The organism is Myroides sp. (genome assembly GCF_032073645.1).
Taxonomy (GTDB): Bacteria; Bacteroidota; Bacteroidia; order Flavobacteriales; family Flavobacteriaceae; genus Flavobacterium; species Flavobacterium odoratimimum.
On the sequence record NZ_DAMANB010000001.1, the window covers coordinates 263,791 to 276,998 of the forward strand.

13 protein-coding genes are annotated in these 13,208 nt (G+C 34.4%); 10 read left to right on the forward strand and 3 right to left on the reverse strand.

Translation table 11 applies throughout. From position 1 onward, the window contains the following. Positions 1-21: 21 nt before the first annotated feature. Both RT228_RS01230 and RT228_RS01235 read left to right on the forward strand, forming a co-directional pair. A complete protein-coding gene (locus tag RT228_RS01230; protein ID WP_006257061.1) occupies positions 22-363 on the forward strand; it encodes a PadR family transcriptional regulator in 342 nt (113 codons plus the stop codon). Continuing rightward, positions 356-1,876 (forward strand): PspC domain-containing protein, encoded by a 1,521-nt coding sequence (locus RT228_RS01235; protein ID WP_006257062.1) that lies wholly within the window; start codon positions 356-358, stop codon positions 1,874-1,876. The genes RT228_RS01230 and RT228_RS01235 overlap by 8 nt, the downstream gene beginning before the upstream one ends. Before the next feature lie 79 nt (positions 1,877-1,955). Here the strand turns inward: RT228_RS01235 and RT228_RS01240 are convergent, their stop codons facing one another. Next, positions 1,956-2,663 carry an OmpA family protein gene (locus RT228_RS01240; RefSeq protein WP_006257063.1) on the reverse strand — a complete coding sequence of 236 codons (708 nt, stop codon included), beginning with the start codon at positions 2,661-2,663 and terminating at the stop codon, positions 1,956-1,958. 31 nt (positions 2,664-2,694) lie between these two features. Then, positions 2,695-3,240: a lipocalin family protein gene (locus tag RT228_RS01245; protein ID WP_006257064.1), complete on the reverse strand. Its 546-nt coding sequence runs from the start codon at positions 3,238-3,240 to the stop codon at positions 2,695-2,697. 87 nt (positions 3,241-3,327) lie between these two features. On the opposite strand from RT228_RS01245, the gene htpG reads away from it, so the two are divergent. After that, positions 3,328-5,184, forward strand: a complete 1,857-nt coding sequence (htpG, locus tag RT228_RS01250; protein WP_006257065.1) for a molecular chaperone HtpG — start codon at positions 3,328-3,330, stop codon at positions 5,182-5,184. Between the two features lie 489 nt (positions 5,185-5,673). Continuing rightward, complete coding sequence (locus RT228_RS01255) at positions 5,674-6,651, forward strand: EamA family transporter (protein WP_006257066.1); 978 nt, start codon at positions 5,674-5,676, stop codon at positions 6,649-6,651. A 79-nt stretch (positions 6,652-6,730) separates the two neighbouring features. On the opposite strand, the gene RT228_RS01260 is transcribed toward RT228_RS01255, so the two are convergent. After that, complete coding sequence (locus RT228_RS01260) at positions 6,731-7,471, reverse strand: YggS family pyridoxal phosphate-dependent enzyme (RefSeq protein WP_006257067.1); 741 nt, start codon at positions 7,469-7,471, stop codon at positions 6,731-6,733. Positions 7,472-7,779: 308 nt separating this feature from the next. Here RT228_RS01260 and RT228_RS01265 point away from each other — a divergent pair, with 308 nt between their 5' ends. The 6 genes from RT228_RS01265 (at position 7,780) to RT228_RS01290 (ending at position 13,208) form a co-directional block, all read left to right on the forward strand. Beyond that, entirely contained in the window at positions 7,780-10,527 is a 2,748-nt protein-coding gene (locus RT228_RS01265; protein WP_006257068.1) for a toxin-antitoxin system YwqK family antitoxin, read from the forward strand. A gap of 159 nt (positions 10,528-10,686) precedes the next feature. Then, entirely contained in the window at positions 10,687-10,971 is a 285-nt protein-coding gene (locus tag RT228_RS01270) for a DUF2089 family protein (RefSeq protein WP_006263001.1), read from the forward strand. A gap of 22 nt (positions 10,972-10,993) precedes the next feature. After that, on the forward strand, positions 10,994-11,581 hold the full coding sequence (locus tag RT228_RS01275) for a hypothetical protein (protein WP_006257070.1): 588 nt from the start codon (positions 10,994-10,996) through the stop codon (positions 11,579-11,581). 16 nt (positions 11,582-11,597) lie between these two features. Continuing rightward, on the forward strand, positions 11,598-12,509 hold the full coding sequence (locus RT228_RS01280) for an alpha/beta hydrolase (RefSeq protein WP_006257071.1): 912 nt from the start codon (positions 11,598-11,600) through the stop codon (positions 12,507-12,509). Position 12,510: 1 nt separating this feature from the next. Beyond that, positions 12,511-12,888 (forward strand): DUF3784 domain-containing protein, encoded by a 378-nt coding sequence (locus RT228_RS01285; RefSeq protein ID WP_006257072.1) that lies wholly within the window; start codon positions 12,511-12,513, stop codon positions 12,886-12,888. Beyond that, positions 12,885-13,208, forward strand: a complete 324-nt coding sequence (locus RT228_RS01290; RefSeq protein ID WP_006257073.1) for an SdpI family protein — start codon at positions 12,885-12,887, stop codon at positions 13,206-13,208. The genes RT228_RS01285 and RT228_RS01290 overlap by 4 nt, the downstream gene beginning before the upstream one ends.

The following is a 13,208-nucleotide window of genomic DNA, read 5'->3' on the forward strand; positions in this document are numbered from 1 at the left end:
AAAATAAGAAACACTATTACCATGAATATAGAAAACACAAAAGCTCAAATGCGAAAAGGTATTTTAGAGTTTTGCATTCTTTCTATTCTTAAAGAGAGAGATTGTTATACCTCAGAAATACTAGACGAATTAAAAAGCGTCAAGTTGGTAGTGGTAGAAGGTACAGTATATCCTTTACTAACTAGATTAAAAAATGATGATTACCTAGCTTATAGATGGGAAGAGTCCAGCTCTGGACCTCCACGCAAATACTACAAGCTAACCGAAAAAGGAGAATTATTTTTAGACGAATTAGCTAAAACATGGTATGAGTTAGCTAACGCAGTAAAAGAAATAACTACTAAAAAAATGAACGATGAATAAAACACTTACAATCAATATAGCAGGATCAGTTTTTCACATAGATGAAAATGCTTATCTAAAACTAGATCAATATCTAAAGGCAATCAAACGTTCGTTTCCTAAAGAAGAACAGGACGAAATCATTCATGATATTGAAATCAGAATAGCAGAACTATTCTCTGAGAATATTACAGACTCTAATCAAGTAATCACAATAGCTGATGTAGACAGAGTAATCTCTATTATGGGAAGTCCAGAAGACTATATAATAGATGAAGAGCCAACTGCAAAAACAGAGACTAAATATGTCTACACAGGCACCAAAAAACTATACCGAGATGGTGAGAATGCTATGGTAGGTGGAGTATTAGCTGGTCTAGGTCACTACTTTAAGATAGATACGGTATGGATGAGAATTATCTTTATGATATTAGTATTATTCTACGGAACAGGAGTTTTATTATACCTTATCTTATGGATTATCGTACCAGAAGCTAAGACTACTTCTCAGATCTTAGAAATGAAAAGAGAGCCTATAAACATCTCTACTATTGAGAAAAAGGTAATGGAGAATGTTAATTATGTAACGAGCAAAATCAATGATGTAGACTACGAACATATCAAAAATCAAACGAAAAGAGCTGGTGAACGCAGTGGTAAAATAATCCTAAATATCATCGGTATCTTCTTTATCGTCATCAGTGTATTGTCCATATTTTCAAGCATAATTGGTATTTCTGCAGCTTTGATTAATAAAGAAATTATCTTAGAAGAAATAGGTTCTGAATTTCCTTTACTTTCTGCAGGAGTTTATCCATTTTGGGTGAGTACCTTATTACTAACTTCTTTAGTTACCCTTCCTTTCATCGGATTGTTAATTATAGGGTTACGCATGATCTATACTAACATTAAGTATGTAGCCCTAATCATAATTGGGTTATTACTACTGTGGTTTATTTCTTTAGGTTTATTCTCTATACCATTCTTAAATGCTAAAAACTATGAATCTCGACACGTCTATAGAACTGAATATACAGAGTCTGCTAAGGCTACCTCAGAATTCAGCTTTGATGACACTACTGATGAAATCAAAATCACATTAGTAACAGAGGATTATTTCAAATCAGATAAGTCAAAAACGGAAGGGTTTGAAGTAAAAGAAATCAACTCACTTTTGCCTATCGAAATAGAAATCTTACCTACATTTCAAAACGAGATATACGGTACTTCAGAAGTTAAAGACTTTACTATCAATAAAAAGAAAAACAAGATAATAAAGATAGATTTGAACTTAACCAACTTAAATCAAGAAGGGAATCAATTAATCATTTCTAACAATCTATTTCCAGAAAACAAAACAAATGCAGATACTGAAAATGCCAAAATAGTATACACTATTTACATCCCAAAAGGAAAAAAAGTATACATCAGTGAACCAGTAAAAGCATTGATAAAATCAAACGAGACACTTACAGCTGGAGCGCATTGGTACGAGATGCAAGAGGACTCTACCCTTAAATGCTCTGACTGCTAGTAATATTAATTTTGTTTCAATTATTACCAATAAAAAAGGTTCCTCAAAAAGGAACCTTTTTTGTATCATATTCATCTGATTAGTAAGAACCAGATTCATTATAAGCATCTCTTATCATTTTATCATTTGCTTTAATCGCAAACTCTACACGTCTATTCTTAGCTTGTCCTTCTTTCGTATCGTTAGAAGCGATAGGATCAGCTACACCGAAACCATCTGTTTTCATACGATTAGCAGCTACTCCTTTAGACGCTAAATACTGTCTTACAGATGCTGCACGTTTTTTAGATAAGCTTAAGTTATACTCTTCTCTACCTGTATTATCCGTATATCCGTAGATCTCGATATCCGTATCTTGGTTCTCAGGGTCTTTAAATACTGTAGTTAACTTGTCTAAATTATCTTTCGCTCTTTGTGTCAATGTTGAAGAATTTAAATCAAAGTTTACAGAATTCTCTCCTAACACTAGCTTGATTCCCTCTCCTACACGTTCTACTTGAGCACCAGGTACCGTGTTTTCGATCTGACGTGCTTGCTTATCCATCTTGTTTCCGATCACTCCTCCAGCAGCACCACCGATTACACCTCCTAGTACAGCACCTAGAGCACCGTTACCTCCTTTACCGATATTGTTTCCTAAGATACCCCCGATAATAGCTCCACCTGCAGCACCGATAGCAGCACCACGTTGTGTCTTATTAGAGTTTTTAGCAGCTTCACATCCTGTTAAAGATACTGAAGAGATTAATAATGTTCCTGCTAATATAAATGTGGCTGTTTTTTTCATCTTGTTTTATTGTTTTGTTTTAAAAGGTAAATTAATTCTTAGTAAAGCGGTATGTCACATCATACGATTGTCCACCTGCATAGAATTTATCAACTAACTCAAATGTATTAGCTGTTTGATTCTTCACACGTAGAGAATACCCTGTTGTTACATTTTTAGCTTTGACACCCTCATCGACGAATTTAAATTCGAAGTTACCATTCGGAGTAACAGTCCATTTAAAATCACTTGCAAAACTAGGACAGTCTCCTCCTTTTGTCAATTCTACTACACCTGTATTATTGTTAGAAACGAATTTCCATTGGCTCCCAATAAAACATTGTGAATCAGCAATATTAAATGAACTCACTTTTACGAACTCACCACCGATGTGCTTGATATCCGTTAAAGTCCAATTCCCTTTTATCCCTACCTGAGACTTTGTGTCCATAGTAGGCTTACACGATGCTACTGCAAGAGCCAGTGCACCAAATAACACTAATTTTTTCATAGATTTTTTATTATTGTTACGTTTTCTTTTACGCGATACTCTTCTCAAAGTTACGAAGAAATAAGATAACCTTGAGTTTTCTGACAAAGTGACACTCTTTTTGCTTTGGTATCTTTTTTGTCCTTACAACACTGTAAAAATATTAAAAATTCAAATAACATTAAACATACAACTATGACATCTGGAAAAATTAACGTTACAGTGGAGAACATCTTCCCACTTATTAAAAAGTTCCTTTACAGTGATCACGAAATTTTTTTAAGAGAGTTAGTATCTAATGCTACTGATGCTACATTAAAACTAAAACATTTAACGAGTATAGGGGAGGCTAATGTAGAATATGGAGACCCTATCATTGAAGTTAAAATAGACAAAGACAATAAAAAACTTCACATCATAGACCAAGGTCTAGGGATGACTAAAGAAGAAGTAGAAAAATACATTAATCAAGTTGCTTTCTCTGGAGCTGAAGAATTCTTAGAGAAATATAAAGATTCGGCTAAAGACACAGGTATCATCGGACACTTTGGTCTAGGGTTCTACTCTGCTTTTATGGTAGCGGATAAAGTAGAAATCTTCACTAAATCATTTAAAGATGAGCCTGCTGCACATTGGACTTGTGATGGTAGCCCAGAGTACACTTTAGAAGCATGCGACAAAACGACTAGAGGTACTGAGATTGTATTACACATTGCGGAGGATTCACTAGACTTCTTAGAAGACTATAAAATCCGTGAGTTATTAGTAAAATACAATAAATTCATGCCTGTGCCTATTAAGTTCGGTACGCATGAAGAAGGTGAAGGAGATGATAAAGTAGAAGTAGATACTATTATCAATAACCCTAACCCAGCATGGACAAAACAACCTGCTGACTTAAGTGATGAAGATTATAAGAACTTCTATAAAGAGTTATACCCTACTCAATTCGAAGATCCTTTATTCAATATCCACTTAAATGTAGATTATCCATTTAACCTTACAGGTATCTTATACTTCCCTAAGTTAAGTGCTGATCTTCAAATGCAAAAAGACAAAATCCAATTATACCAAAACCAAGTATTCGTAACGGATAATGTAGAAGGTATCGTTCCTGACTTTTTGACAATGTTAAAAGGAGTTATTGACTCTCCAGACATCCCATTGAACGTATCTCGTTCTTACCTTCAAGCAGATGGTAATGTGAAGAAAATCTCTAACTATATCACTCGTAAAGTAGCGGATAAGTTAAAATCATTATTTAACGAAAATAGAGAAGACTTCGAAAGCAAATGGAATGATATCAAAATCGTACTAGAATACGGTATGTTATCTGAAGAGAAGTTCTACGAAAAAGCTGGAGCATTCATGCTTTACCCTACTGTAGATAATAAATTCTATACATTAGAAGAATTAAAAGAAGCTACTAAAGATAACCAAACTGACAAAGACGGTAATCTAGTAATCTTATATGCTTCTAATAAAGATGCTCAACACAGCTATATCGCAGCTGCACAAGAGAAAGGATACCAAGTATTATTATTAGACTCTCCTATCGTATCTCACTTGATCCAAAAGTTAGAAAGTGATAATGAGAAAACTACTTTCGTACGTGTAGACTCTGACCATATCAATAACTTGATTAAGAAAGAGGATTCTGAAATCTCTAGATTATCTGAAGATGAACAAAAATCATTACAAGAGATCGTAGAGAATATCGTACCTAAGGATAAATATACTGTGAAGCTAGAAGCTATGGACAGCACAGCAGAGCCATTCATCATTACACAGCCTGAGTTTATGCGTCGTATGAAAGAGATGAGTCAGTCAGGTGGTGGAGGTATGTTCGGTATGGGTAACTTCCCTGAGATGTATAACCTAGTGGTGAACACAAACTCTCCTCTAGCATCTAACATCATCGGTAATGCTGATGAAGCAACTAGAACAGAAAGTATCAAACAAGCAATGGACCTTGCAAAACTATCTCAAGGTTTATTAAAAGGTGAAGAACTTACTGCCTTCGTAAAAAGAAATTTCAACAATCTGAAATAAGATTATAGCACTTCCAGAGAAGCCCATAACAGTGATGTTATGGGCTTTTCTTTTTTACAAACACATCCACTCTTCCTATCATATTCCTTTCAAGTTATTTAATATACTATTATCTAAACTATGCCTCCATAATTTTTCACTTGATTTTATTGACTTATCTAAAAGTCCTTTCTTATCTCTACACCATCCCTCTCTTACACTTTCTACAAGCTAATCTTTCTTTTTCGTCTTACTATACTAGCACATTTCTAGGGGTATTCTTGCACCTTTCTTCGACAAAATGGACTTCTAGGCAAGTAAACCCCAAGGATACTCCTAGCAACCCCCTAGAAAGTGCAAGCCAACCTAGATATAGATGGCTTATAGGAGCATTAAAACAAACATTCTTAATTTACAATTTTTAATTCCTAACCGAAGTATAGCGCTAGACATTTGTCCTAGACTGCTGAAAAAAATATGACTACCTTTGCCACGCAAAAAGTAATAAAAATGAAAGAACAAAATACAGCAAAAGGTGTTTTCTTAGTTGCTATCGGAGCGTCTAGTTTCGGTATGTTAGCTTCGTTCGTAAAACTGGCTTATGCACAGGGATATACGACTGCAGAAGTAACATTGTCTCAAGTACTTATTGGGTTAATCTGTGTGACCTTAATCAATGTACTACGCAAGAAGTCTAGTGATGAACAAAAGGCGACTTCTAAAGATATTAGACAATTAATCTTAGCTGGTACTTCGATGGGATTCACTTCTGTATTATATTATATGGCTGTGAGTTATATCGATGCTTCTATCGCAGTAGTTCTCTTAATGCAGTCTGTGTGGATCGGTATCGTATTAGACAGTATCGCGACTAAAACGTTTCCTAATCTTTTAAAAATAATCTCTGTTATCTTAATCTTATCAGGGACAGTATTAGCGACTAATGTATTGTTTAGTGAAATCAAGTTAGATATTAGAGGAGTGATATTTGGTTTTATGGCAGCGTGCTCTTTTGCTACTACACTATTTGCTTCAGGGCGTATCGCTAATCACTTAGCAGCTCCTAAGCGAAGTATGTTTATGCTATGTGGTGCAGCGACTATCGTATCTATCTTTGTGATCATAACACAGATAGGGCCTAATAACTCTGATGCGATGATGAGCTTCTATACGATGTTCTCAGACAATACTTCTGGTATCCGTGATTTTGACTGGAGTATCTTCTACGGATGGGGACTTATATTAGCCTTATTCGGTACTGTATTACCTCCTATATTCTTGAATATGGGATTCCCATTGACAGGAGTTGGCCTAGGAAGTATTATCTCTTCATTAGAACTACCTGCTTCCGTGACAGTAGCTTTCTTTGTACTAAAAGAAGAAGTTATCTTCATTCAATGGATGGGAATATTAATGATACTAGGAGCTATCGTACTAATGAATAGCAACCTATTATTTAAAAAGAAAAAAATTGAGGTAGTGGAATAACTTCCTCATTGTAGTTTTTATATAAATTTAAAAAGCCTTCTCTTGTTGATCAAAAGAAGGCTTTTTTTATTGGATTGAGTTACTTTATATTCTTCTCTTCGTTCCAGTAGTAGCTATCTGGATAAATGCGCTCGCCGAAGATGGCAGTACCTACTCTCACGATGGTAGCCCCTTCTTCAATCGCTATTTCTAGGTCATGGCTCATCCCCATAGAGAGTTCTTTCATTTCTACATTAGGTAGTTGGAGCGCTATCGCCTCTTGTTGTACTTTCTTTAGTATTTTAAAACAAGGGCGTACCAACCTCTCTTCTGCGCTGAATAAGCCAATTGTCATTAGTCCCTTGATGTGTAATCGATCATACGTAGCTACTTCTTTTATAAACTCAACAGCCGCTTCTGGTGCTACCCCGAACTTGCTATCTTCATCAGAAGTATTCACTTGGATTAATACATCTATTGTTCTGTTATCTCGTTCTAATAGTTGTTGTAATTTTTCTACTACACTGATGCGGTCTATAGACTCTATGCAAGTTACTCCATACTTCAGGATATCTTTGATCTTGTTGGTCTGTAGATGTCCGATAAAGTGTCTAGTACAATTATCAGTGCCTATACCTTCATACTTATCTCTTAGCTCTTGTACCTTATTCTCTCCTATCAGAGGGTATCCCTCCTCTATCGCTATCTTTATTCTATCTGCATCTACCGTCTTAGTAGCGAGCAATAGTTGTACCTCATCTCTAGAACGACCACTGTGTGCGCATGCTGCTGTAATACGCTTTTCTAAACTTGCTAAATTATCCTTTATTCTAGTTTTCATACTTCTCGATTTAAAAAAAGGATATCCCAAAGATTGTTACTAAGGGATATCATGAACTAAACAACAGTTAGATTTTACTTTAGACTATTATCCTTTACTGTTACTACAAATGTAATACTCCTTTTGATCAAATAGATAACACAGATTTAATAATATGAGCTAGTCCAGATACGCACTAAGCGCCTCACTGAAAATAGTGATTTTGTGAATCAGACCATAAAATATTGCTAATATGCGAAAATAATAAGGGAGACTTCTTTACTTTTACCCTCGATAAGACACAAACAAAACCATTTAAAAAAGAACCTATGATTAAAAAGATTTTCTCATTAGCCATTTTATTCTCTACACCGATGTTCAGTCAGGTAGCACGAGATACTATCTGGGTAGATAGCTATGACTATGTAACAGCTAGAAAAAATGCTGAATCTTTTAAAATTGCAAAAGATATCAAAGGCGAACCGACACTAAAATCAATAGAGGTATATAATGCAGCTTCTAAGAAGATAGAGAGTAAAGGGAAAGGAACTCTTCAAGAAGGAGGACAAGTTCTATACACAGGAGCTGTAAACTACTATAATAAAGAAGGAAAAATAGACGCTACTTATACATATGATCAGGATAATATGATCGCTAAGGCAGAGACTATAGATCCTCGTAATGGCAATAAATATATATGTACTTATAGTGATAATATGATTCAAGATGGTCAGGCTATTTATAACTGGCAAGGAACATATATCTATGTAGAAGCTGAAGGAGGTATATATACTCGCTATGAGATCATCAATCCTAAAAATGAAAAGAACTATATCGCCTATTTCTTCGATGAGAATAATTATATCACAGGGGAGAAATACTTCGATGTAAATGGAGAGGTAAAGCAACAAGCTACTTATAGTGGTGGGACACCTTATGATGGGTACGTGACTGCATTAGACTATGACAGCTTCACAGTACAGTCTATCAGCGAATATGGAGAAGGAACGATGATCTCTACTGTGGCTTACTATACAACAGGAAAAGTGAAGAGTAAATCTACAACTGTAGCTAATGTAACAACAGATGTATACTATGATCAAGCGGGTAAAGAGATGGGTACCTTTACAAGTAAACTAGAAGACGATGGATACTCTACTTATCAGGAAGGAACAAACTACATATTCAATACGTATGATAGTCATCCTGATGAGATCTACTCTATCTATACTTATAAACAAAACGTACCTGTACTGGTAAAAGAATACTATACATTCCCTAAAAAGAATGCAGTGAAATCTATCACGTATAGCAATGAAGAGAGTTATATCCAGAAAGTAGAATACTTCAATGAAGATGGTAGTTCTAAAGGACAAATCACTTATAACGAGGATGGATATACTCCTAAAGAAGGGACTATGATAGTAGGGAATGTAAGCTCTATCTATAAAAACAGCAAACTAGTAGAAAGAACAGAAACGTATGAAAACGGTAAAGTATTCGAGGTTACAAAAAACAATACTTCTGTATACTATGACCAAAAGGGGAAAGAGATAGGTCGTATTGACTTTAAACTAGACCCTATCTATGGATCTATGTCTTATATCACTGGTACTAGATATGTATTATCTAATGATTTGATTTCTACTGTTGCTAAGTATGAAAAAGAATTATTAGTATATCAAGCTGATTATGATACTAATGCTGATAAAGCAGTATTGTCAACAGAGTCATACTATTCTAACAATGCGTTAATCAAAGAAGTAGAATATCATGACAATGGTAAAAAAGCTAAGGTATCTACTTACTCACCTAACTCCTACTCTTATACTCCTGTAAAAGAAACACATTTCGACAAAACAGGGAAAGAAATAGGTACATATGACTATATCCCTCAGACAGGAACTCGTATAGAGTTATCTTATGATAAACAAGTAACTTCTATCGAGAAACTACAAGATGGAAACCTTCTTTCTAAAAAGGGATATGCGTTAAAAACAGGTAGTAACTCATACGCTAGTAACTCTTATTTCTTACAGGCTGATATCGACTATAATAAGCAAGGTAAATTCTATAATGAAAAAGGAGAAATAATCTCTACAGCTACTTATAAAGAAGGTGTTCCTTATGAAGGAACAGTGACTATCATAGACTCGTATTACAAAACAGAAACTGTTTATAAAAACGGACATAAAGTAGGTAAAGAGACTATTAAGTACTCTAGTGGAGATGAGATTATCAATATCAACTACTATGATGATAAAGGTGACCTTACTAAAATAGAGTCTTATGAGAATAGTACTCTGAAAACATCTAGTGAGTATAAAGATAATGTGATACATGGTGTATCTACTTACTACGATAGTGAAGGAGAAGTATTATCTACGCTGACTTATAATGAGGGAGTTCCTTATGAAGGAGTGTTAACTGAAGCGTCATATATAAACTTCACCACTAAAGGTTTTGAGAATGGAGAGTTAACTTATGTAAAAGTTTACAATGTAGATGATGCTTATTCTCCTACGAACTTACTAATGGAAGAGCATTATAGAACTAATACTTCATTTGAGAGAACTATCTATCATGCAGAAACAGAAGCTATAGTGTATAAATATAATCTTACAGATAGTGAGCTAGATGGAGCATACCAGTACTATGAAAATGGTAAGGTGAAGTATCAAGCTACTTTTAAGGACGGAACATTAGTAGATGGTTCTGTAGGTATAGTAGACTTTAATTATGAACCATACAACTATTATTCTTCATACGAAGCTTCTGAAGATACTTCTAAGTACACAGTACTAAGTAATAAAAAAGGTACTTATACGATCAGTATTTTAAATACGGATGATAATAAAGAGGTATTTAAAATGGAAGCGAAGGTTAAAAAAGGAGACCATAGTTTAAACCCATTGGCTAGTAAAAAAATAAAACTAGAAAACTTATACCCAAACAATGAGTATAATGTAATGTCATACTACAGTAGTCCTTATGACTATGCAGTAGATGCAGCAGCTACTGCTGTAGCAGCTGACGCAGCGGCAGTAGAAGCTACTGCTAGTGCATATTATGAATAAAAATATTCTTAGATAAGAACCATTAAATCCCAAGTGTTATACTTGGGATTTTTTTGTTTTATAGAAGTATCATTCTCATTTATTTTAATTAACTATTTTGATATAAATATTAATTTTATTAAATTAGACTTCAATAAAACTAAACAAACTATCCACATTATGTCAATTAAGCCCAAACTACCTATACATTGCCCTAGTTGTGAAAGTGAACTAAAGGTCACCCAGCTTTCTTGTGAGCACTGTCAGACTATTGTCAATGGTAACTTCTCTCTCCCACTCCTCTTACAGTTGGGTAGAGAAGAACAAGAATTTATACTGGCTTTCTTTCTAAACAGTGGGAGTCTAAAGCAAATGGCACAACAGATGAATATCAGTTACCCTACTGTTCGAAACAAACTAGATGACATGATAGAACATATCCAGCAACTACAGAAAAAAGAATAATCAACTACTAACCAACAACCTTATGACAAAAAACTATATTCTTAAACCATTTGAAAGCATACAAGATAAAACGCTCTTAGCAATCGGTGTACTAACTGGAGTAGTTATTAGTTGTCTTCAACTATTAACTCATATGCGTAGTATAGCAATTCTAAAACAAGTAACTCTCAAATCAGCACCTACACTTGTCCAAACCTTGAGTGACTTTGCTATCACAACAATAGTAATGACACTTGCTTTATTTGTATTTGGAAAAATCATCAACAAAAAGACTCGACTAATAGATATACTCAACACCGTGTTGATTGCACGTATATGTCTAGATATAAGTGTACTATTTGATATCAATGGATACCTAAGTGATTTCTCTCTTCAACTTATTGACAATATTGCTAATCCTGAAATATTGTTCAAAAGTAATCCACAAGGTTTTGTTTATTTTATCATTACGTCATTTGCTAGTATTCTCTGTCTAGTTGGTTTTGGATACTATATCTACCAAGGTTTCAAACTAGCTACACACCTCAAAAAGAAATATATGATTATTGCCTTCGTACTAATCATCTTACTTGTAGATACTCTGACAAGGCTAATCACTACATTATATTAACCAACACAACAACACTATGAAAAAACTATTAACTACACTTACCTTATGCTTTGCTACTACATTTAGCTTTGCACAAACAGCTGTTCAGGTAGACAGTGAAATTGATGGGGACTTATACTTAGCGAATAAAGACAGTAAACAACTTGCCATTATAATAGCAGGCTCTGGTCCTACTAACAAGAATGGAAACAATCCTGCTGGAGTAAATGCGAACTCGTATAAGTACCTTGCCCAAGGGCTAAAAGAGAATGGTATCAACACCTTCACGTATAACAAGAGGATGTTCGCTCAGATGAAGAACCAGACTATTAATGAGGCAGATATTAAGTTTGAAGACAATGTGAGTGACTTAAATATAGTTATTGACTATTTCAAAAAGGACTATCCTAATATTATCTTGATAGGGCACAGTGAAGGAGCCATGGTAGCTACATTAGCTAGCCAAGACAATAGTGCTGTATCAAAGCTTATCTCACTACAAGGGCCAGGAGAATCAGTTGATAAAGTACTGTATAAACAGATAACAGCACAAGCGCCTTTCTTTGCAAAATCAATAGAAGACATTCACGCTAAACTTAGAAAAGGCGAAATAGTAGACAGCATCCCTCCTATGCTACAAAGCTTATATCGCACTTCTGCTCAGCCTTACCTTATCTCGTGGATGAAGTATGATCCTACTGTAGAGCTTAAAAAAGTAAAACAACCGATTTTAATCTTACAAGGAGATAAAGACTTACAAGTCAAAACAGATCAGGGAGACAACTTAAAACAAGCTGTACCTACTGCAACTCTTGTGACAATAAAAGGAATGAATCACGTACTAAAAACAGTTGTAAAAGAGGAGGAGAACTTAGCACTATACATGAAGCCTGATGTGCCTCTTCACACTGAACTAGTACCTACTATTGTTAACTTTATAAAGAAATAATATGGAGCCTATCTTAATAACATCTGCATTATTTTTCATAATGAGTTTTATCCTTACTCCAAAAACAGCAAAATACTTATTAGCAGGGTATAACACAATGAGTAAAGAGAAGCAAGAGCTCTATGATATAAAAAACATAGTTCGTATACTCAATAATTCTCTAAGAATTGCAGCATTAATAATTTTAATAGGTGCAGCACTATATCAATGGACTGGATTGGAAATTATAAGGGATATTTTTGTCATGTATTTACCTTTAGTATTTCTATTAGGAGTAAATATTTATACGAAGAAAAAATACTCTACTGATCCTATAAAACCTTTTGATATCATTATACCTATAGCAGTACTAATTTTTGTAATACTAATCACACTATGATAGCAACAGAACTACTTATATTTATGTGTCTATTTATTGTCTTAGGACTACTAGTTCCTCATGTCAAAACAATAAATAGCATACTAGGGTATCGCACACACCGTGCGATGAAGAATCAACGCAACTGGGAGTTTGCACAAAAGCTAAGTGGTAAGTACTTTGTATACTTAGGTATAGGTACGGGTATATACAGTGGTATTTCTTATCTACTTCCTACTTACTCAAAGCTATTAAACAATATATACTTCTTACCGATGATACTCAGTTTAGCATTTATTATTTATAAAACAGAACAAGGATTAAAGAAACTAGATGAGTAA

Bases quoted from the DNA above. Each gene is read 5' to 3' on its own strand.
- htpG (WP_006257065.1), top strand. From the start codon at position 3,328: ATGACATCTGGAAAAATTAACGTTACAGTGGAGAACATCTTCCCACTT.
- RT228_RS01240 (WP_006257063.1), bottom strand. From the start codon at position 2,663: ATGAAAAAAACAGCCACATTTATATTAGCAGGAACATTATTAATCTCT.
- RT228_RS01230 (WP_006257061.1), top strand. From the start codon at position 22: ATGAATATAGAAAACACAAAAGCTCAAATGCGAAAAGGTATTTTAGAG.
- RT228_RS01285 (WP_006257072.1), top strand. From the start codon at position 12,511: ATGGAGCCTATCTTAATAACATCTGCATTATTTTTCATAATGAGTTTT.
- RT228_RS01270 (WP_006263001.1), top strand. From the start codon at position 10,687: ATGTCAATTAAGCCCAAACTACCTATACATTGCCCTAGTTGTGAAAGT.
- RT228_RS01280 (WP_006257071.1), top strand. From the start codon at position 11,598: ATGAAAAAACTATTAACTACACTTACCTTATGCTTTGCTACTACATTT.
- RT228_RS01265 (WP_006257068.1), top strand. From the start codon at position 7,780: ATGATTAAAAAGATTTTCTCATTAGCCATTTTATTCTCTACACCGATG.
- RT228_RS01290 (WP_006257073.1), top strand. From the start codon at position 12,885: ATGATAGCAACAGAACTACTTATATTTATGTGTCTATTTATTGTCTTA.
- RT228_RS01275 (WP_006257070.1), top strand. From the start codon at position 10,994: ATGACAAAAAACTATATTCTTAAACCATTTGAAAGCATACAAGATAAA.
- RT228_RS01260 (WP_006257067.1), bottom strand. From the start codon at position 7,471: ATGAAAACTAGAATAAAGGATAATTTAGCAAGTTTAGAAAAGCGTATT.
- RT228_RS01255 (WP_006257066.1), top strand. From the start codon at position 5,674: ATGAAAGAACAAAATACAGCAAAAGGTGTTTTCTTAGTTGCTATCGGA.
- RT228_RS01235 (WP_006257062.1), top strand. From the start codon at position 356: ATGAATAAAACACTTACAATCAATATAGCAGGATCAGTTTTTCACATA.